Origin of the sequence: Nocardiopsis sp. LDBS0036 (assembly GCF_041228755.1) — a bacterium.
Classification (GTDB): Bacteria; Actinomycetota; Actinomycetes; order Streptosporangiales; family Streptosporangiaceae; genus Nocardiopsis; species Nocardiopsis dassonvillei.
This window is the reverse complement of record NZ_CP141103.1, coordinates 3189429-3209376: the sequence shown is the minus strand read 5'-3', so window position 1 is coordinate 3209376 and position 19948 is coordinate 3189429. Positions and strand designations below refer to the sequence as shown.

15 protein-coding genes are annotated in these 19948 nt (G+C 71.2%); 6 read left to right on the top strand and 9 right to left on the bottom strand.

Going from position 1 to position 19948, the window contains the following annotated elements:
- Nucleotides 1-49 precede the first annotated feature (49 nt).
- Nucleotides 50-1147 (top strand): adenosine deaminase, encoded by a 1098-nt coding sequence (locus UIS43_RS13460; RefSeq protein WP_013154958.1) that lies wholly within the window; start codon nt 50-52, stop codon nt 1145-1147.
- Nucleotides 1147-1776: a PH domain-containing protein gene (locus tag UIS43_RS13455; RefSeq protein ID WP_013154957.1), complete on the top strand. Its 630-nt coding sequence runs from the start codon at nt 1147-1149 to the stop codon at nt 1774-1776. Before UIS43_RS13460 ends, UIS43_RS13455 begins: the two co-directional genes overlap by 1 nt.
- 403 nt (nt 1777-2179) lie before the next feature.
- On the opposite strand, the gene UIS43_RS13450 is transcribed toward UIS43_RS13455, so the two are convergent.
- Nucleotides 2180-3004, bottom strand: a complete 825-nt coding sequence (locus UIS43_RS13450) for a purine-nucleoside phosphorylase (protein WP_013154956.1) — start codon at nt 3002-3004, stop codon at nt 2180-2182.
- A gap of 87 nt (nt 3005-3091) precedes the next feature.
- Nucleotides 3092-3646, bottom strand: a complete 555-nt coding sequence (locus tag UIS43_RS13445; protein WP_013154955.1) for a gamma-glutamylcyclotransferase family protein — start codon at nt 3644-3646, stop codon at nt 3092-3094.
- A 165-nt stretch (nt 3647-3811) separates the two neighbouring features.
- Here UIS43_RS13445 and UIS43_RS13440 point away from each other — a divergent pair, with 165 nt between their 5' ends.
- Genes UIS43_RS13440 through UIS43_RS13430 form a run of 3 tightly spaced genes read left to right on the top strand, consistent with a single transcriptional unit; the run spans nt 3812 to nt 6302 of the window.
- Nucleotides 3812-5191, top strand: a complete 1380-nt coding sequence (locus tag UIS43_RS13440) for an NAD(P)H-quinone dehydrogenase (RefSeq protein WP_370013202.1) — start codon at nt 3812-3814, stop codon at nt 5189-5191.
- Between the two features lie 48 nt (nt 5192-5239).
- Nucleotides 5240-5626, top strand: a complete 387-nt coding sequence (locus UIS43_RS13435; protein ID WP_013154953.1) for a zf-TFIIB domain-containing protein — start codon at nt 5240-5242, stop codon at nt 5624-5626.
- A 34-nt stretch (nt 5627-5660) separates the two neighbouring features.
- The gene (locus UIS43_RS13430) at nt 5661-6302 is read left to right on the top strand and encodes an AAA family ATPase (protein ID WP_358455954.1); all 642 of its coding nucleotides are present in this window, start codon (nt 5661-5663) and stop codon (nt 6300-6302) included.
- A 472-nt stretch (nt 6303-6774) separates the two neighbouring features.
- Here UIS43_RS13430 and UIS43_RS13425 read toward each other — a convergent pair whose 3' ends face one another.
- The 6 genes from UIS43_RS13425 to UIS43_RS13400 all read right to left on the bottom strand — a co-directional run bounded on the left by UIS43_RS13425 (nt 6775) and on the right by UIS43_RS13400 (nt 16223).
- The gene (locus tag UIS43_RS13425; protein ID WP_370013249.1) at nt 6775-8079 is read right to left on the bottom strand and encodes a DUF222 domain-containing protein; all 1305 of its coding nucleotides are present in this window, start codon (nt 8077-8079) and stop codon (nt 6775-6777) included.
- Between the two features lie 702 nt (nt 8080-8781).
- Nucleotides 8782-10041 (bottom strand): hypothetical protein, encoded by a 1260-nt coding sequence (locus UIS43_RS13420; protein ID WP_041552872.1) that lies wholly within the window; start codon nt 10039-10041, stop codon nt 8782-8784.
- 389 nt (nt 10042-10430) lie between these two features.
- Nucleotides 10431-11873 carry a dicarboxylate/amino acid:cation symporter gene (locus UIS43_RS13415; protein WP_013154949.1) on the bottom strand — a complete coding sequence of 481 codons (1443 nt, stop codon included), beginning with the start codon at nt 11871-11873 and terminating at the stop codon, nt 10431-10433.
- A gap of 667 nt (nt 11874-12540) precedes the next feature.
- Nucleotides 12541-14310: a biotin carboxylase N-terminal domain-containing protein gene (locus UIS43_RS13410; protein WP_370013201.1), complete on the bottom strand. Its 1770-nt coding sequence runs from the start codon at nt 14308-14310 to the stop codon at nt 12541-12543.
- Nucleotides 14311-14391: 81 nt separating this feature from the next.
- Nucleotides 14392-14616 (bottom strand): acyl-CoA carboxylase subunit epsilon, encoded by a 225-nt coding sequence (locus UIS43_RS13405; protein WP_370013200.1) that lies wholly within the window; start codon nt 14614-14616, stop codon nt 14392-14394.
- On the bottom strand, nt 14613-16223 hold the full coding sequence (locus tag UIS43_RS13400) for an acyl-CoA carboxylase subunit beta (RefSeq protein ID WP_013154945.1): 1611 nt from the start codon (nt 16221-16223) through the stop codon (nt 14613-14615). Before UIS43_RS13400 ends, UIS43_RS13405 begins: the two co-directional genes overlap by 4 nt.
- Before the next feature lie 311 nt (nt 16224-16534).
- Here UIS43_RS13400 and UIS43_RS13395 point away from each other — a divergent pair, with 311 nt between their 5' ends.
- The gene (locus UIS43_RS13395; RefSeq protein WP_269473041.1) at nt 16535-19180 is read left to right on the top strand and encodes a phosphoenolpyruvate carboxylase; all 2646 of its coding nucleotides are present in this window, start codon (nt 16535-16537) and stop codon (nt 19178-19180) included.
- Between the two features lie 80 nt (nt 19181-19260).
- Here UIS43_RS13395 and UIS43_RS13390 read toward each other — a convergent pair whose 3' ends face one another.
- Nucleotides 19261-19815 (bottom strand): Uma2 family endonuclease, encoded by a 555-nt coding sequence (locus UIS43_RS13390; RefSeq protein WP_117198992.1) that lies wholly within the window; start codon nt 19813-19815, stop codon nt 19261-19263.
- Between the last annotated feature and the right edge of the window lie 133 nt (nt 19816-19948).

Below are 19948 nucleotides of genomic sequence, written 5' to 3'. Positions count from 1 at the left end.
CCGCGTCCGCCTGTCGGGGCGGCTCCCCGGCTGGTGGCATCCTGAATCCATGAACCAGCCACTCACAGTCGACCAGATCCGGCGGGCGCCGAAGGTACTGCTGCACGACCACCTCGACGGCGGGCTGCGCCCGGCCACCGTCGTGGAACTGGCCCGGGAGACCGGCTACACCGGTCTGCCCACCTACGACGCGCAGGAGCTGGGGCGGTGGTTCCGCGAGGCCTCCGACTCCGGCTCGCTGGAGCGCTACCTGGAGACGTTCGCGCACACCACGGCGGTCATGCAGACCCGTGACGCCCTGGTGCGGGTCGCCGCCGAGGCCGCGGAGGACCTGGCCGCCGACGGCGTGGTCTACGCCGAGCAGCGCTACGCCCCCGAGCAGCACCTGGAGGCCGGGCTCACCCTGGAGGAGGTCGTCGAGGCCGTCCAGGAGGGACTCGAACTCGGCCGGAAGCGCGCCGCCGACCAGGGGCGCAGCATCCGCACCGGCCAGCTCGTCACCGCCATGCGCCACGCCGCGCGCTCCTCGGAGATCGCCGAGCTGGCGGTCCGCTACCGCGACGCGGGCGTGGCCGGGTTCGACATCGCGGGCGCCGAGGCGGGCAACCCGCCCACCCGGCACCTGGACGCGTTCGAGTACCTGCGCCGGGAGAACTTCCACTTCACCATCCACGCGGGCGAGGCGTTCGGCCTGCCCTCCATCTGGGAGGCCCTCCAGTGGTGCGGGTGCGACCGCCTGGGCCACGGCGTGCGCATCATCGACGACATCGACACCGACACCGGCGGCGCCCCGCGGCTGGGCCGCCTGGCCCAGTACGTGCGCGACAAGCGGGTGCCGCTGGAGATGTGCCCCAGCTCCAACGTGCAGACCGGAGCCGCGGAGTCCATCGCCGACCACCCCATCCGGCTCCTGCGCGACCTGCGCTTCCGCGTCACCGTCAACACCGACAACCGCCTCCAGAGCGGCACCAGCCTGTCCGAGGAGTTCGCCCGCCTCTGCGAGGCCTTCGGGTACGGCTGGGACGACGTCCAGTGGTTCACGGTCAACGCCATGAAGTCGGCCTTCCTGCCCTTCGACGAGCGCCTCGCGCTGATCAACGGGGTCATCAAGCCCGGCTTCGCGCAGCTGAAGTGGACGACCTCCTGATGGACGGACCCAACCCCACCACCCACTACTCCACCTTCACGCGGGTGGCGGCGATCGTGTGGACCGTGATCGCGGCCCTGCTGCTGGTGGACGTGCTCCTGCGCGGCGAGGGCCGCCAGGCCTGGATCGCGGGGGCCCTGCTGATCGCGACCGTCTCCGCGGTGTACCTGGTCTGGCTGCGCCCGCGCGTGGTCTCCACCGAGCGCGGCCTGAGGGTGGTCAACCCGCTGCGCGAGACCTTCGTGCCGTGGGCGGCGGTGCTCTGGGTGGACGTCACCGACGTCCTGCGGGTGCACACGCCGGGGGGCGTGGTGCGCTCGTGGCCGCTGCGCGAGACCAAGCGTCAGCGGGTCCGCGACAACATGCGCCGGGAGGGGGGATTCCTCGATCCGGACGACGACGGGGACCCCGCCTCCACGCGTCCGGTGGACCTGGCCGCCCGACAGCTGCGCCAGGACGCCGAGCGCCACAAGGCGCGCCCGCTCAGCGGGCCGGTCAGGGACGTGGACGGGGCGGGCCCCGCCGCGCTGGGTGCGGAGGACGAGCCCCAGACCATGGTCCCCCTGGAGGTGATCGTGGTCATCGGCGCGACCGCGGCCCTGCTCGTGGCGGTGTTCCTGCTGGCCTGAGCGCCGCCCCTCCCGGATCCGACCCGGCCCCCACCCCCGTGCGGCGGCCGGGTCCGCCATGTCGGGGGTTGACGCGCTTCCCGAGTTCTGGTTAGGTAAGGCATGCCTAAGGGAGAGCGTTCCGGGCGGGCGACTTCGCGCGGATGGCCGTCCGCCCGGACCTTCCCCGAGGGCGACGCGCGCGGTCCAACTGAATAACGGAAGTACAAGGTGCCCAGGTCGCGAGTCCAACGGGATCTGCGGGGATTCCGCGCGACGCGGGCACCGGGGCAAGCACTGCCTCCGACCGGAACCCGGTCGGTACCGTCCACCCCCAGGCCTCGGGGTGTACGCTCGCCACGCCGGTACCGGACGGGCCCGGTCGGAGGCGCCCCACCCCCACGGTTCTCTCCAGGCCCGGCTCCTAGGCCTGGCCGATCACCCTGTTGAGCAGCTCGCCCAGCCTGCGGGCCCGCTGGGTGACCACGTCCAGGGCGCGCTCGGCCTCGAAGGGCTCGAACACCGCCCCCACGGCGTCGTTGCTGACCACCGCCAGCCCCAGCACCTCGGCGCCCGCCTCCACCGCCGCGACCGCCTCCAGGGCGATCGAGTGGCCCACCAGGTCCGCGCCCGCCTGGTGCAGCACCTTCAGCTCCGCCGGGGTCTGCGTCTGCGGCCCCGTCGTGCACACGTACACACCTTCGGGGACCGATGCGTCCGCCTCCTGGACGGCCCGCCGCAGCCGGGGGCTGTAGGCCGACGACAGGTCCACGAACGAGGGCCCCACCAGCGGCGACCGGGCGGTCAGGTTGATGTGGTCGCGCACCACCACGGGCTGCCCCGTGGCGAAGTCCGTGCGCAGCGACCCGGCGGCGCCCGTCAGCACGGCGGTCCTCGCACCCGCGGCCACGCCCGTGCGGACCGCGTGGACCACCTCCAGCGGGTCGCGGCCCTCGTAGAGGTGGACGCGCCCCATGAACACGATGACGCGCTTGTCGCCCACCCACATGCTGCGGATCTTGCCCGAGTGCCCCTCGGCGGCGGGTTCGTGGAAGCCGGGAAGGTCGGTGGCGTCCAGCTCGATGTCGTACGAGCCCAGCGTGTCCACCGCGCCCGCCCAGCCCGAACCGAGCACCACCAGCGCGTCGAAGCTGTCGGCACCGGTACGGGACAGGAGTTCGCGCGCCGCGTCGGCCGCCAGCTCCCTGGCCTCGCCGGTCGTCCTCGGCTGCTGCTCTGGTTCCGTCACACGACGGATGCTACCTCCGGGTGACCGCGGCGTCCGGGAGCGTGCGCACGTGTGTTCCCGCGCCCGGCCGCACGGCGGACGCGGTGGTCACAGCTCGGTGGGCAGGCACTCCCGGGCGAGCAGCTCGGAGACGTACCAGTCGGGCGCCCCCGCCTTCTCGGCGGCCACCGCCAGCTCGCCCAGCTGGATCGCCGAGGGCATCCCGCCCTCGTAGCCGTCGAGCACGTAGGCCCAGGCCGGCACCACGCCGTGGTCGGCCGTCCGGGCGCGCACCGTGACCTTGCGGTAGGCCCGCCCGTCACCCGCGACCGACCACAGCGCCCGCCTGCGCCGCAGGTCCTCGTACTCGTCCTCGGACACGCCCCGCAGGCGGTGCTGACCTCCGCGCGGCGTCTCCAGGGCGCCCTGCCAGAAGTCCAAGTGGGGTTCGTCCCATTCCATGAGGTCGTACAGCGCCACGAACACCCGCTGACCAGCGTCCTCGACCAGGGTCGCCAGCGCGCCCCCGGGCTCGGGAAGGCACTCGCCGAAGGTCAGCCGCCAACCCTCCAACCAGCCGGTGGTGATCAGGGGCGAGTGCGGGGCCCGCCGGGCCATCTGCCCGGGGTGGAGACTGGTTCCGTACGCCGCGTAGATGGACACGGGGCCATCGTAGACCGGTTGGCCCGGGGTGCCTGCTATTTCCCCCGGTCGGCATGGCCGACAATGGGAGCAAGCGACGAAAACAGGTGGTGCCGCGCCATGCCCGCATATCACCCGGACCGGGGACGCGCGTGGCGGCCAGGCAGCAGAGGGAGTGAGGCTAGCGTGACGAAGGTCGTGATCATCGGTGGCGGACCCGGGGGCTACGAGGCGGCACTGGTCGCCGCGCAGCTCGGCGCGGACGTGACGGTGGTGGAACGCGACGGTATCGGCGGCGCCTGCGTCCTCACCGACTGCGTGCCCTCCAAGAGCCTGATCGCCACGTCCACCCGCACCACGTACGTACGCGAGTCCGACAGCCTCGGCATCCGTATCCGCGACGCCCAGGACAAGGACGCGGTCCGGGTGGACACCGACCGGATCAACACCCGCATCAAACTCCTGGCCCAGGCGCAGTCCGAGGACACCCGCGCCCGCCTGGTCAAGGAGGGCGTGGAGGTGATCAACGGGGAGGCCCGTCTGGTCGACCCGCACATCGTGGCCGTGGGCGACCAGCGCCTGCGCGCCGACGTCGTCCTCATCGCCACGGGCGCCCACCCCCGCGAACTGCCCTCCGCCAAGCCCGACGGCGAGCGCATCCTCACCTGGCGCCACCTCTACGACATGGAGGAGCTCCCGGAGAGGCTGATCGTGGTCGGCTCCGGCGTCACCGGCGCCGAGTTCGCCAGCGCCTACCAGTCCCTCGGCTCCCAGGTCACCCTGGTCTCCTCGCGCGACCGCGTCATGCCCACCCAGGACCCCGACGCCGCCGAGGTGCTGGAGCAGGTCTTCATGCGCCGCGGCATGACCGTTCTCAACAAGACCCGCGCCGAGTCGGTGGTGCGCACCGACGACGGCGTGCTCGTCACCCTCTCCGACGGCCGCACCGTGGAGGGCAGCCACTGCCTGATGACGGTCGGCATGATCCCCAACACCCAGGACCTGGGTCTGGAGGAGGCCGGTGTCCGCCTGGGCGACGGCGGCTTCGTCGAGGTCGACCGGGTCTCGCGCACCACCGTCCCCGGCGTGTACGCCGCGGGCGACTGCACGGGCGTGAACATGCTGGCCTCCGTGGCCGCCATGCAGGGCCGCATCGCCATGTGGCACGCGCTCGGCGAGGCCGTGTCCCCGCTCAAGCTCTCCACCGTGGCCTCCACCGTGTTCACCCACCCCGAGCTGGCCGCCGTGGGCGCCAGCGAGGACGACGTGCGCAGCGGCCGGATCGACGGCCGGTCGGTCACCCTGCCGCTCAACACCAACCCGCGCGCCAAGATGAACGAGGTCAAGGACGGCTTCGTCAAGCTGATCTGCCGCCAGCACACCGGCATCGTGCTGGGCGGCGTCATCGTCGGCCCGCGCGCCAGCGAGCTCATCCTGGGCGTGTCCATCGCCGTCCAGCAGCGCCTGACCGTGGACGACATCGCGCACACCTTCTCGGTGTACCCGTCGCTGTCGGGCAGCGTGACCGAGGCCGCCCGCTCGCTCATGCTGGCCTCCCCGGAGTAGGCCGTCCCTTTTTATCCGCTCCTGACAAGAATCGAGTAATGTCGTTTCGTGATCTGTCCCAAGTGTCAAAGCACCATGCGCACGTTCGACCGCCAGGGCGTCCACATCGACCGGTGTGACGGATGCCAGGGCATCTTCCTCGACCGGGGTGAGCTGGAGCGGGTCGTCAACGCCGAGCAGCGCCACTACGGTGTCGCGCCGCCTCCCGACCCCCACCAGGCTCCGCCCCACGGTTACCCGCAGCAGCACCGCGGCGGTTACCCGGACTCGCCCAAGGGCTACCGGGGCGGTCACCCCGACTCCCCGAAGGGCTACCGCGGCGGTTACCCGGACTCCCCGAAGGGCTACCGGGGCGGCCACGGCGGCTACCCCGACTCCCCGCGCGGCTACGGCGGACGCCGAAAGAAGAGCTTCCTCGAAGGCCTCTTCGACTGAGCCGAGCAGTTCCGACAACCTGAACGAGTAACCCGTGCACCCGCTGATCTGTACCCACTGCGGGGAATGGGACGAGACCCCCGACACCGCCGCGGGGGTCTCCGTGTTGCGCTGCGCCTTCTGCCAGCGCACCCGCCCGTTCCTGCGCCTGCCCCTGTACTGCGTGTCGGGACCGAGCGGCACCGGCAAGTCCACCATCGCCGGAGCGCTGCTGGAGCGGCTCCGCGACCGCTTCGTCGTCCTGGAACAGGACCTCCTGTGGGTCGGCGGACTCCGTGACCCGGCCGACCACCACCGGCTGTTCCGCTCCACCTGGCTGCGCACCGCCGCCATGGTCCAGCAGAGCGGACGGCCCGTCGTGCTGTGCGGCACGGTGGTACCGCCGGAGCTGGAGCACCTGCCCGAGCGCGCCCTGTTCACCGACGTCCACTACCTCGCGCTGACCTGTGAGCCCGACGTCCTGGCCGGGCGCCTGCGGGCCCGCCCCGCCTGGCGCCAGTGGGACGAGGAGCGGATCGCCGAGGCCCTGGAGTACGCGGCCTGGGTGGAGTCCGAGGCCGCGCGCCTGGAGCCCCCGGTCGACCTGCTGGACACCACCAGCGCCGAGCCCCGGGAGACCGCCGACGCCGTGTGCCGGTGGATCGAGGAACGGCACGTGCGGGCCGCCGCCTCCTGACCTGACGTCGCTACCTGTCGTCGTTGGTTGGGGCCCGGGATGGTTGTGGGTGAGTGAGGGCTCCGACCAACGCCCTGGTTGCGGGTGGTGGTCGAGGTAGCGGCGTCAGCTGCCGCGAAGTGGCCCGGGAGGGCGACCAGCGCTTACTGTGCGCGCGTGGTGAGGCTTTGCTGCGTTGGCACCAAAGGCGGCGGGTGTCCGGGGGCTCCGTTCAACGCTCCACCCGCTGATGGTGGCCGGTGGTGGCGTCGTCAGCTGCCGCGAAGTGGCCCGGGAGGGCGATCAACGCTTGTTGTTCGAGAGTGGTGGGGCTCTGCTGCGTTGGCGCCAAAGGCGGCGGGGTTGTCGGGCCTCGGGCAGCGGTACCGGCCCCCGGGGCGGGGGCGGGCGACGGTGGCAGCGACCACGGTGGGCGTGAGGCCCGGGCCGCCTGTCGGGCGCGGGCATGCCGGGGAGCGGCACGACCCGGGAGTCATTCCCGGGGTGGTGGATCCGGCTCCCCGCCGGGTGGGTGGTCTCCTCCCCGTCCCCGCCGCCGTCCTTGGCGCGGGTGTGTGCGCAGTTCGCGTTGGTACTTGGCCCGGTTGTGCGGCCCGCACAGAGGTTGGAGGTTGGCGACCACGGTGCGCCCTCCTCGGGAGAACGACTGCACGTGGTCGGCTTGACAGAGGGCGACTGGCACTTCGCATCCGCCCGGGTGCGCGCAGGTGGCGTGTCCGTGGAAGGCGGCGGTGCGTTGGCGGGTTGAGGCCAGGCGGCGGCTGTGGCCCACATCCAGCACCTGTCCGGTGGGGGGTGCGGTGAGCATCCGTACCACCTCGGAATCGGCGGCGAGTTCGTGGACCAGCCCGACCGGGATCACCCGACCGTGCTCGTCCAGCGCGGGAACCTCTTGGCCTTGGGCGTCCAGGTAGGTCTGCACGGGCACCACGATGCGGATCTGCGCCAATGGAGCCGGAGCGTTGCCGCATCCGGTGTGGGTGGTGGCAAAACGCAGCGCCGCGATGAGCGCGTCGTGCTCACGCTGCGAACGACTGCGCGTGTCCTCATCCGAGTGCGAAACGTCGAAGGTGTCGATGGCCGCGCGCACGACCAACGCATCCCCAGACCCACCCCAGGCCTGGAGCTGGTAGCTGCCCTGGAACGTGTCATGCACCGTCAGCCCGCGGGCGGCATGAGCAGCTTCGTGGTCGCGGTCCAGGCGGTGGGGGTCCAAACGGTAGGCGACCTGGCGGGCCACCGACTGGAGCTGGTTGACCGACAACGCAGGCCGCTCCGCCTTCGCGGCCACCAGCGCCGCTTCGAACCCCTGCCGATACTCCACCTGGTCGGGGAAATGCTGGGCGTCGCGGGTCTGGACGGCCTTGTCGGTGGCTTTGGCGATCGCGACCGCCTCACCCAAAGCCAGAGCGCCCTCCTCCACCGCTTCCACCGTGGCGGGCAGCGTCTCCTCCTGCACGTGCTGGGCCAGACGAGCCAAATCCTTGGCCTGAGCGGTGGGCATCGTGCCGTGGTGCACCAACCACTTGTCCAGCGTGGAGTAGCCGCTGTAGCGGGCGACCTCACCACGCGCGTACAGGCGCGCCATCCGCGCCAACGCCTGATACCGGATCTGGTCCAACTGCGCCCACAGCGCCGCGATCTCCTCAGCGGCGGCCTCATCGGCCCCGGGCGGTACCTCGGCGTTCAACGCCTGGTGGATGATCTCGCGCGCACCGGCCAGAGCGGCCACGGCCGGGGAACATTCCCCGGGGGCCACTTTGGGTGCTGCGATCATCATCTCCATGCTTCTTATTATAGGCCAGCGTCCGCCATTTCTCCACTATTTGCAGATGGAATTAGAAGTCTTTCTCTCCTGGAGGCGCCCTTGATTGGAAGGCTGCAATTAGGGCGGGCTCAAAAGGTGTCCAAAAAGGCACGGCCAGAATGAGCGCTCGACGTTAGAGCGATTGTCGCCCTCCCCGGCCGCAGGGGCCGGGGCCGTTGCCCGAGGCTGGAGGGCCTGCTTGCCGTTGGTGCCGACGCAGCAGAGCCCGACCATCTCTACACCCTGGGCGTTGGTCGCCCTCCGGTGGTTGCTCCCGCCTTTGGTGCCGCTGTTCGTCGGATGCCCAACCCTTCACCGGCCCCGACCGCTCTCCGCCGTCCGTACCCTTTCGCGGCAGCTGGCGCGCTTTCGTTGCCGCCAGAAACCCCCGACAGGAATGGCGTAGGGGAGAGACCTGTGGGCGGCCCCTCCCTGCCCCTCAGTTCATCATCCCCGTTGAAATGTGGGGCATGGGGGCGCCGGATGTAGGACGTTTAAGGGCATGCCAAAACGCCTACTGGGTGGGATCCCCCCTATTTCCAGGAAACCATCCCCACCCCACCCCGGAACACCCCCAACCCCCGCCTGTGGAAAACGTGGAAACACACAGAGGGCCCCGGGCGGATCGCCCGGGGCCCTTCGCTCGTCATCGTTCCTTCGGTTGCGCGCGGGTCAGAAGTCGAAGCCGCCGAAGTCGCCGCCCCCGAAGTCGCCGCCCCCGAAGTCCCCGCCTCCGAAGTCGCCTCCGCCGAAGTCCTCTCCGGCGCCGACCTCACCGGCGCCCATGCCCATACCCATGCCCATCATCGACCCCATCATGGAGCCCATCATCATGCCGGTGAACATGCCCATCATCATGTTCATGCCGAAGTAGCCGCTCGCGTAGGGCGAGTAGGCCGGACCGGCGTCGTAGTACGGGCGGCGCTCGCCGTCCACCTCGACCAGGCGGACGTCGGGCTGGCCGCCGGTGCGCACCGCACGCGCGCAGTCGGCGCAGGCGGTGACCTCGCGGGGCGCGCCGCCGGGCGGGGCCCAGGTCACGTCCTCCACGGACGGGCCGTGCTGCGGGTTGAAGAAGCAGGGGCCGCGCCGCTCGGGCACCGGGTCGCCGTTGAGGCGGGCCCGGGTGGCGGTCATGTAGTAACGGCCGTCCTCCAGGGCACTGGTGACCAGCCTGACCTGCTCGGGCTCGCGGATGTTGTCCAGCTGGGCCTTGGCCTGGTCGTAGGCGTCCATGGCCTGGGAGTAGTCGTTGCGGGTGGCGTCGTCGACCTTGGAGACGTCGATCTCCAGCCGGGCGACGTCCTCACCGAGGCGCACGACGTCCTCGGTGGCCATCTGCCTGATCTCCTCCAGCTGCTTGGCCTTCTCGGCCTCGCGCTTCTTGCGGCTGCGGTGGACGAACCACGCGCCCGCGGCGACGACCGCCAGCAGGAGTCCGAGGAGCACGAACCCGGAGGTGGCCCCGGCAGCCTCGGCCTCCTCGACCTGGGTGGCGGCGTCGGGGATGGCGACGAGGGTGTCGACCTGGTTGCCGCCGCCCTCCCGGACGGCGAGCTGCTGGATGGCCTCGGTGTCCTCGACGTTGGGGGACAGCACCTGGAAGGTCTGGCTGCCCGCGAACACGCCGTAGACCCCGTCCCCGACCTCGTCCATGACGGGGTTCATCAGGGCGTCGAGACCGGCCTGGGAGGAGATGCTGTCGGTGGGCAGGATCACGTAGTAGACGGGGACGTCCGCCTCGGCGGCGGTCGACTCCAGGATTCCCTGCTCGGCCTCGGGGATCGCGTCGATGCTCGGGTCGATGAAGACGTTGTCGTTCCCGAGTTCCTCGGCGATCGCCTGGGCCTCGGGCGGTTGGGGTTGGGCGTCAGCCGAGGCGGGCGCCACCGCGGCGCTCACCATCGCCGCCGCGAGTCCGGCGGTCAGCACTGTGGGTGTTACCAAGCGGCGCAACATGATCGTTCCTCTCGCCTCCCTCTCCAACCTAGACGAACGGGCGCCCCTGCGGGGTTCCCCCTGTGCCGGATCTCACCGGTAGTACACGGTCTCATCCGCCGTACACAGCCCCATCCGCCGTAAAAGGTCTCACCCGTACACACAGCCTCACTCGCACACGCAGCTTCACCCGCACACGCAGCTTCACCCGCACACGCAGCTTCACCCGCACACGCAGCTTCACCCGCACACGCAGCCTCACCCGCACACACAGTCCCGCCCGCAACACGCAGCCCATCCGCCGTGCACGCTCCCACCGGCCGTACACGCGCAGCGGCCCGCCGGAAGTGCTCCGGCGGGCCGCTGCGGACGGGGGCGGCGGGTCAGCCCTGGCCGGAGGCTCCGGCGGGAACCTTCTTCACGCCGGGCTCGCCGACCTCGCCCTCGACGTCGTCGTGCGCCTCGTCCAGCGGCACGAAGCCGGAGGCGTCGCGCGGCGCGTGGTAGCGGGCCACGTCCAGGATGCCCTCACGCTTGGCGACGATGGCCGGGACCAGCGCCTGACCGGCCACGTTGACCGCGGTGCGGCCCATGTCCAGGATCGGGTCGACGGCCAGCAGCAGGCCCACGCCCTCCAGGGGCAGGCCCAGGGTGGACAGGGTCAGGGTCAGCATGACGGTCGCACCGGTGGTTCCGGCGGTCGCGGCCGAGCCGATCACCGACACGAACACGATCAGCAGGTAGTCGGTGAGGCCGAGGCTGATGCCGGGGAAGAACTGGGCGATGAAGATCGCCGAGATCGCCGGGTAGATCGCGGCGCAGCCGTCCATCTTGGTGGTGGCGCCGAAGGGCACGGCGAACGCGGAGTAGTAGCGCGGCACGCCCAGGTTCTGCTCGGTCACGCGCTGGGTGACGGGCATGGTGCCCATCGAGGAGCGGGACACGAAGGCCAGCTGGACCGCGGGCCACACGCCGCTGAAGTACTTCACCGGGGACAGGCCGTTGACGCGGGCGAGCACCGGGTAGACGACGAACAGCACCAGCGCCAGGCCGATGTAGATGGTCAGCGCGAACTTGCCCAGGGCGCCGATGGTGGTCCAGCCGTAGCTGTACACGGCGTTGCCGAGCAGGCCCACGGTGCCGATCGGGGCCAGGCGGATGATCCACCACAGGGCCTTGAGCACGACCTGGAGCGCGGAGTCGGTGAAGGCGATGAAGGGCTCGGCGGCCTTGCCGACCTTGATCGCGGCGATGCCCAGGACGATGGCGATGACGATCAGCTGGAGGACGTTGAAGTCCAGCGAGGCGCTGAAGCTGCCGTCGTCGGCGCCGGAGACGCTCGCGCCCAGGCCGAGGAAGTTGGCGGGGACGATGCTCTCGATGAACGCCATCCAGGAGCCGGTGCCCGAGGGCTCGGCGGCGGTGGCCGCGTCCACGCCGCTGTTGACGCCGGGCCGCACGATGAGGCCCAGGGCGATGCCGATGCCCACCGCGACCAGGGCGGTCGCGCCGAACCACAGCAGGGTCTTCCATGCCAGTCGCGCCGCGTTGGTGACGTTGCGCAGGTTGGCGATGGAGGAGATGACGGCGAGGACGATCAGCGGCGGGACGATGGTCCGCAGCAGGGTGACGAAGGTCGAGCCGACGGTGTCGAGGGTGACGGCGAGCCAGTTGGTGGCGTCACCGGTCTCGGGGTCGGGCGGGCTGAGCTGGAAGGCGACGGCGCCCAGGACGACGCCGAGGACCAGGCCCGCCAGGACCTGTGCCGCGAACGGGAAACGGAGGGCTCTGCGCTTCTTGGGCGCGTCTGTGCTCTGTGCGGACACGGGATGGGACTCCAGTGGTGGTGAAGGCAGCCGGAGGGGTACGCACGGCGGAGCGGTCGGCGCCGCCGGGGTTTCCGGCACGGGGAACGGCGGGCATCACCGAGGGGATGGTGACACGGGGAAGAAGGGTGCGCGGCGCGCTGCCCGGAAGGGCGCGCGTGGACCTAGCGACACGCCTGACAGCCGCGGCGGCACAGGTCGATGTGCCACCGTCGCGTCAGTCCCCAGATGTTCGTCACAGACAAGGACAATAACGTTCGTTCCTTATCTATTCCATACGCGGGTGTCGACAACTTCCTGTCCCTGGCGCCACAACGTCCACTCCACGGGCACTGCGGCGCGTTCCGCCCGGCGCGGATGCGTCGAGGATCACTCGTTCCGCAGGGCAGGAGCCGCAGAAGCCCGCGCGGACCGTCCCAGGGCGGCTACGCTCCGTTCCGGGATGAGCGCTCCGTGTCCTGGGAGGGCGGATGCTGTTCGACCCCGTCAACGGCGGGTACGTGAACGTCGGTGCCCATCGGGAACGTGCGCGGGTCAGCGCGCCCTGCGGTCCGGACATCGACCCGACCGACATCCCGAACCGCTGACCACGTGCGAGGGGGGAGGCACCGGCAGCCGGTACCTCCCCCCTCGCCTGCGCGTGGCTCACCCGCGCGTGGCGCGGACGCTAGGCGTCCTTGATCTCGCAGACCACCGCGCCGTTGCCCACGGTCTCGCCCGCGGCGATCCTCAGGCCCGTCACCGTCCCGGCCTTGTGCGCGTTGAGCGGCTGCTCCATCTTCATCGCCTCGATGACGACCACGGTGTCGCCCTCGGCGACCTGCTGGCCCTCCTCGGCCACCAGCTTGACCACGGTGCCCTGCATCGGCGAGACCAGCGAGTCGCCGCCCGCCGCCACGGTGTTCCCGCCGCCCTTGCGCGCGGTCCGCTTCCTGCGGCTCTGACCGCCACCGGCGGGGGCGGCGGCCGAGGCGCCCAGCCCGGCGGGCAGGACCACCTCCACACGCTTGCCGCCCACCTCGACGGTGACCCTCTCTCGCTCGGCCTCGACGGGCTCGCCCGGAGTGCCCGACCACGGCTCGATGGTGTTCTCGAACTCGGTCTCGATCCACCGGGTGTACACCCCGAACGGCTGCTCGGGGTCGGCCGGTGCGAAGGCCGGGTCGCTCACCACGGCCTGGTGGAACGGGATCACCGTGGGCATCCCGCCGACCGTGAACTCGGCCAGGGCCCGCCGCGAGCGCTGGAGGGCCTCCTGGCGGGTGCGGCCGGTCACCACGAGCTTGGCGACCATCGAGTCGAAGGCCTGGGGCACCGTGAACCCGGCCTCGCAGCCGGTGTCCACGCGCACGCCCGGGCCGCCGGGCAGGTTCAGCTCGGTGATGGTGCCCGGCGCGGGCATGAAGCCCCGCCCGGCGTCCTCGGCGTTGATGCGGAACTCGAAGGAGTGCCCCCGCACCTCGGGGTCGCCGTAGCCCAGCTCCTCGCCGTCGGCGATGCGGAACATCTCCCGCACCAGGTCGATCCCGGTGACCTCCTCGGTCACGGGGTGTTCGACCTGGAGACGGGTGTTGACCTCCAGGAAGGAGATGGTGCCGTCCACGCCCACCAGGAACTCGCAGGTGCCCGCGCCGGTGTACCCGGCCTCGGCGAGGATGGCCTTGGAGGAGCTGTGCAGCCGCTCCATCTGCTCCGCGGACAGGAACGGCGCGGGCGCCTCCTCCACCAGCTTCTGGTGGCGCCGCTGGAGCGAGCAGTCGCGGGTGGAGACCACCACGACGTTGCCGTGGGTGTCGGCCAGGCACTGGGTCTCCACGTGCCGGGGCCGGTCGAGGTAGCGCTCCACGAAGCACTCGCCCCGGCCGAAGGCGGTGACCGCCTCGCGCACCGCGGACTCGTAGGCGTCGGCGACCTCGTCCAGGGTGTGGGCGACCTTGAGGCCGCGCCCGCCGCCGCCGAAGGCGGCCTTGATCGCGATGGGCAGGCCGTGCTCCTCGGCGAAGGCCACGACCTCCTCGGCCGACTCCACGGGGTCGGCGGTGCCCGCCACCAGCGGGGCGCCGACCTTCTGGGCGATGTGGCGGGCCTGGACCTTGTCGCCCAGGGCGGTGATCGCCGAGGGGGGCGGACCGATCCAGGTCAGCCCGGCGTCGATGACGGCCCGGGCGAAGTCGGCGTTCTCGGCCAGGAACCCGTAGCCGGGGTGGACGGCGTCCGCCCCGGAGGCCTCGGCCACCGCCAGGAGTTTGGCGATGTCCAGGTAGGAGTCGGCCGGGGTGGCCCCGCCCAGCGCGTGGGCCTCGTCGGCGACCTTGACGTGCAGGGCGTCCAGGTCGGGCTCGGCGTAGACGGCGACGCTGGCGAGTCCGGCGTCGCGGCAGGCGCGGGCGATGCGCACGGCGATCTCGCCGCGGTTGGCGATCAGTACTTTACGCACGGTGGGAAATCCTTCTGGTCGGCGCGGGGCGGGCAGCGCGCCGTCCGCTCCATGGTGAGTCTGCGGGTGGGGACGGCGGGGTCATCGCGTGCTCAGCCGCCAGGCGCCGGGGCCCGGACGCGGCGGGGCGCCGCGCACCAGGCGCGAGCGGTCCCGCCACCCGGACGGGCGTTCGGGGGCGAGCTCCTCGGCGGCCCGGGCGGCCCGGGCGCGGGCGCTGAGCACGGCGGTCAGGGCCGCGAGCTCCTCGGCGGTGGGCTCGCCGCGGACCACGGCCAGGTGCGGCGGGTTCTTCGGCGCGCTCACAGCGGGATGTTCCCGTGCTTCTTGGGCGGCAGCTGCTTGCGCTTGTTGCGCAGCGCCTTGAGGGACTTGGCGATCCGGACGCGGGTCTCGGAGGGCATGATGACCCCGTCCACGTAGCCCCGCTCCGCCGCGGAGTAGGGGTTGAGGAGGGTGTCCTCGTACTCGCCGACCAGCCGGGTGCGCTCGGCCTCGACGTCGTCGGCGGCGGCCAGCGTGCGCCGGTGCAGGATGTTCACCGCGCCCTGGGCGCCCATGACCGCGATCTGCGCCGTGGGCCAGGCCAGGTTGACGTCGGCGCCCAGGTGCTTGGAGCCCATGACGTCGTAGGCGCCGCCGAAGGCCTTGCGCGTGATGACGGTGATCAGGGGCACCGTGGCCTCGGCGTAGGCGTACAGCAGCTTGGCGCCGCGGCGGATGATGCCGTCCCACTCCTGGTCGGTGCCGGGCAGGAACCCGGGCACGTCCACGAAGGTCAGCACCGGCACGTTGAAGGCGTCGCAGGTGCGCACGAAGCGCGCGGCCTTCTCGGAGGCGTCGATGTCCAGGCAGCCCGCCAGGCTCAGGGGCTGGTTGGCGACGATGCCGACGGACTGGCCGTCCACGCGGCCGAAGCCCACCACCATGTTCGTGGCGAACTGGGCGTGGACCTCCAGGAAGTCGCCGTCGTCCAGGACGGCCTCGACCACCGTGCGCATGTCGTAGGGCTGGTTGGCCGAGTCCGGGATGAACGCGTCCAGGGCCAGGTCGGCGTCGGTGGCCTCGTCGCCCGGGGCGTCCTCGGGGGGCAGCTGCGGCGCCTCCTCCAGGTTGTTGTCGGGCAGGTGCGAGAGCAGCGTCTTCACGTACTCGATAGCGTCCTGCTCGTCGGCGCCCATGTAGTGCGCCACACCCGACCTGGTGTTGTGGGTGCGGGCGCCGCCCAGCTCCTCCATGGAGACGTCCTCGCCGGTGACGGTCTTGATGACGTCGGGGCCGGTGATGAACATCTGCGAGGTCTCGTCCACCATCACGACGAAGTCGGTGAGGGCGGGGGAGTAGACGTGGCCGCCCGCGGCCGCGCCCATGATCAGGGAGATCTGCGGGATGACGCCCGAGGCGTGGGTGTTGCGCTTGAAGATCTCGGCGTACAGGCCGAGCGCGACCACGCCCTCCTGGATGCGCGCGCCGCCGCCCTCGTTGATGCCCACGACGGGGCACCCGTTGGTGAGGGCATGGTCGAGGACCTTGACGATCTTCTCGCCGTAGACCTCGCCCAGCGATCCGCCGAAGACGGTGACGTCCTGGCTGAACACCGCCACGGGACGTCCGTCGACCGTTCCGTGGCCGGTGACGACGCCGTCACCGTAGGGGCGGTTGCTCTCCAGGCCGAAGCTGGTGGAGCGGTGTCGGGCCAGGGCGTCGAACTCCACGAACGAGCCGGGATCGAGCAGTGCGTCGATCCGCTCGCGGGCGGTCATCTTGCCTTTGGCGTGCTGTTTCTCAACGGCTCGAGCAGACCCTGCGTGTACGGCCTCGTACCGGCGTCGTTGCAGGTCGGCGAGCTTGCCCGCGGTCGTGTGGATGTCGATCTCGTCCGCGGACAGCGGTTCAGGGGCTTCGGTGGCCATAACTACGCAGGTTAACCGCGAGGGGTCGTCACACGAGAACCCAGCCCGGGTTACCGGCCAGTAGGTACGCGGCGGCGGGCCCCCGACCAGGCCCGTCGCCGGAGCCCGGATCCGGAGCGTGCACGAGAAGCACACAAAGCCCACGGAACGTACACGCGGAGTCCGCGGCGAGGAACGCGGTATCACCGAAAACGCGTGAGGAAATGTGCTCTCCTTTCTTGTGAGCAACAATGGTTAACGCCCGGGCAAAACATCGAAAATACGCCCCCGCGCACCTGGCGGCGGGTGCGATCTCTGTAGGGTCGGTGACCATGACAGCGGTAAGCGCGGAACGCGACAGTGCACGGCAGGAAGTTCCCGAGCAGCTCAGGAATGACGTCAAACTGCTCGGCGAGATGCTCGGAACGGTCCTCGCCGAAAGCGGCGGCGAGGATCTGCTCGCCGATGTCGAGAAGCTCAGGAGGGCGGTCATCGGCGCCCGCGACGGGTCGGTCACGGGGGAGGAGATCACCGCGATCGTCGCCGCCTGGCCGCTGGAGCGCGCCAAGCAGGTGGCCCGCGCCTTCACCGTCTACTTCCACCTGGCCAACCTGGCCGAGGAACACCAGCGGATGCGGGCCCTGCGCGAGCGCGACGACGCCGCCAACCCGCCCCGCGAGTCCCTCGCGGCGGCCGTCCGCGCCATCCGCGAGGGCGAGGGCGGTGAGGAACGCCTCGACGAGCTGATCGCGGGCATGGAGTTCCACCCCGTGGTCACCGCCCACCCCACCGAGGCGCGCCGCCGCGCCGTGTCCACCTCCATCCTGCGCGTCAGCGCCCAGCTGGAGGCCTGGCACTCCTCCCACGAGGGCAGCAGCGCCGCGGCCGAGGCGCACCGGCGCCTGCTGGAGGAGATCGACCTGCTCTGGCGCACCTCCCAGCTGCGCTACACCAGGCTCAACCCGCTCGACGAGGTGCGCACCGCCCTCGCCGCGTTCGACGAGACCATCTTCTCCGTCATCCCGCAGGTCTACCGGAGCCTGGACGCCGCCATCGACCCCGAGGGCACCGGCGTGCGCCCGCCCCGCGCCACGCCCTTCGTGCGCTACGGCAGCTGGATCGGCGGCGACCGCGACGGCAACCCCTACGTCACCTCCGACATCACCCGGGAGGCCGTGCTCATCCAGTCCGAGCACGTGCTGCGCGGCCTGGAGGCCTCCTGCACCAAGGTGGCCCGCACCCTCACCGCCTACTCCAACCTCACCCCCGCCAGCCCGGCGCTGCTCGACGCGCTCGCCTCGGCCAAGGCGGGACAGCCCGAGCTGACGGCGGAGATCGGGGCGCGCTCGCCCAACGAACCGCACCGCCAGCTCCTGCTGCTGGCCGCCGCCCGGCTGCGCGCCACGCGCGAGCGCGACGCCGACCTGGCCTACCCCGACGCCGACGCCTTCCTGGCCGACCTGCGCACCGTGCAGGAGTCCCTGGCCGAGGCGGGCGCGGTCCGCCAGGCCTACGGCGAGCTCCAGCACCTGGTCTGGCAGGCGCAGACCTTCGGCTTCCACCTCGCCGAACTGGAGATCCGCCAGCACAGCGAGGTGCACGCCGCCGCGCTCGCCGAACTGCGCGAGGGCGGGGAGCTCTCCGAGCGCACCGAGGAGGTCCTCGCCACGATCCGGGTGATCGCCTGGATCCAGGAGCGCTTCGGCGTGGAGGCCTGCCGCCGCTACGTCGTCAGCTTCACCCGCTCGGCCGAGGACATCGCGGCCGTGTACGAGCTGGCCGCCCACGCGCTGCCCGCCGGACGCGTGCCCGTCCTGGACGTCGTCCCGCTGTTCGAGACCGGCGCCGACCTGGACGCCTCGCCGCACGTGCTCGACGGCATGCTCAAGCTGCCCCAGGTCAACAAGCGCCTGGACGAGACCGGCCGCAGGATCGAGGTCATGCTCGGCTACAGCGACTCCGCCAAGGACGTCGGGCCGGTCAGCGCCACCCTGCGCCTCTACGACGCCCAGGCCCGCCTGGCCGCGTGGGCGGAAGAGCACGACGTGCGCCTGACCCTGTTCCACGGCCGCGGCGGCTCGCTCGGCCGCGGCGGGGGCCCGGCCAGCCGCGCCCTGCTCGCCCAGGCGCCCGGCTCGGTCGGCGGACGGTTCAAGGTCACCGAGCAGGGCGAGGTCATCTTCGCCCGCTACGGCCAGCCCGCGATCGCCCGCCGCCACATCGAGCAGGTCGGCCACGCGGTGCTGATGGCCTCCACCGACGCCGTCCAGGAGCGCGAGCGCTCCGCCGAGCGCCGGTACCGCGCCCACGCCGACACCATCGCCCGCGCCGCTCAGGAGGCCTACCTGGAGCTGATCAACACCGAGGACTTCGCGGTGTGGTTCTCCCGGGTCAGCCCCCTGGAGGAGCTGGGCGAGCTGCGGCTGGGCTCGCGCCCCTCGCGGCGCGGCGCCGCGCGCGGGCTCGGCGACCTGCGGGCCATCCCGTGGGTGTTCGCCTGGACCCAGACCCGGGTCAACCTGCCGGGCTGGTTCGGCCTGGGCACGGGCCTGGCCGCGGTGGAGGACCTGGGCGTGCTCCAGGCGGCCTACCGCGAGTGGCCCATGTTCTCGTCCCTGCTGGACAACGCGGAGATGAGCCTGGCCAAGACCGACCGCGACATCGCCCAGCGCTACCTGGCGCTGGGCGGGCGGCCGGAGCTGACCGAGCGGGTGCTCGCCGAGTACGACCGCACCCGCGACCTGGTGCTCAAGGTGACCGGGCACAGCCGCCTGCTGGAGAACCGGGCGGTGCTCTCCCGCGCGGTGGACCTGCGCAACCCGTACGTGGACGCGCTCTCGCACCTCCAGCTGCGCGCCCTGGAGGCGCTGCGGGGCGAGGAGGCCGACTCCCTGTCTGAGGAGGACCAGCAGCACCTGGAGCGGCTGCTGCTGCTCTCGGTCAACGGCGTGGCGGCCGGACTCCAGAACACCGGCTGACCGCTGGTCGGCCCGTACACGCGAGGGCGCCCCGCACCCGGGAGGGGGCCGCGGGGCGCCCTCGCGCGTGCCCGAGCCCGTTACTCGGGGAAAGCGCTGGTGTCGATGGTGAGGTCGAACGGCTCGGGGAGGTGGATCTCCTTGCCGAAGGGGACCTTCGTGGAGCTGGTGTACCTGCCGTTCTCCGGATCGGAGTAGAGGGTGACCTCGCCCCCGCCGGTCTGCGGGTCCCAGCGGTCCACCAGCAGGTACAGGGGGATACCGGCGTGCGCGTAACCCCAGAGCTTGGGCTTGCGGTCCTTGTCCGCAGTGCTCCTCGATGTCACCTCGACCACCAGTAGGGCGTCGGACATCATGCTGTCGGGGTCGTACTCCATGGCCGAGTAGGGCAGGATCACGAGGTCGGGGATGTAGACGCCGGTCCTCATGGGGACGCGCACATCAAGAGTCTGATGGAGGCTCGCGTCCGCGAGGTCGCTTCCATCCCGCAGGAACTCGCGATACATCTCCCTTTGGATCAGGGAGACGATGTGGGCGTGTTCGCGTGTTGGGGGTGCCACAAGAAAGAGCCCGCCTTCGATGATCTCGGCCCGCCACCCGTCGGGCAGGTCCAACTCCTTCCAGGTGCGCAACATGAGCTCCCAGTGAGACGGTGTTCCGGGAGCCGTCTCAGTTTCCGCGATACTCATCTGTCGCGTCACCTCCAGTAGCTGAACGTAGCAACGCACGACCATCAAAGTGCTGGTTTCAGCTTAACGGGCGGCCCTT

Bases quoted from the DNA above. Each gene is read 5' to 3' on its own strand.
- UIS43_RS13455 (WP_013154957.1), top strand. From the start codon at position 1,147: ATGGACGGACCCAACCCCACCACCCACTACTCCACCTTCACGCGGGTG.
- UIS43_RS13390 (WP_117198992.1), bottom strand. From the start codon at position 19,815: ATGTTGCGCACCTGGAAGGAGTTGGACCTGCCCGACGGGTGGCGGGCC.
- UIS43_RS13425 (WP_370013249.1), bottom strand. From the start codon at position 8,079: ATGATCGCAGCACCCAAAGTGGCCCCCGGGGAATGTTCCCCGGCCGTG.
- UIS43_RS13460 (WP_013154958.1), top strand. From the start codon at position 50: ATGAACCAGCCACTCACAGTCGACCAGATCCGGCGGGCGCCGAAGGTA.
- UIS43_RS13400 (WP_013154945.1), bottom strand. From the start codon at position 16,223: ATGGCCACCGAAGCCCCTGAACCGCTGTCCGCGGACGAGATCGACATC.
- UIS43_RS13395 (WP_269473041.1), top strand. From the start codon at position 16,535: ATGACAGCGGTAAGCGCGGAACGCGACAGTGCACGGCAGGAAGTTCCC.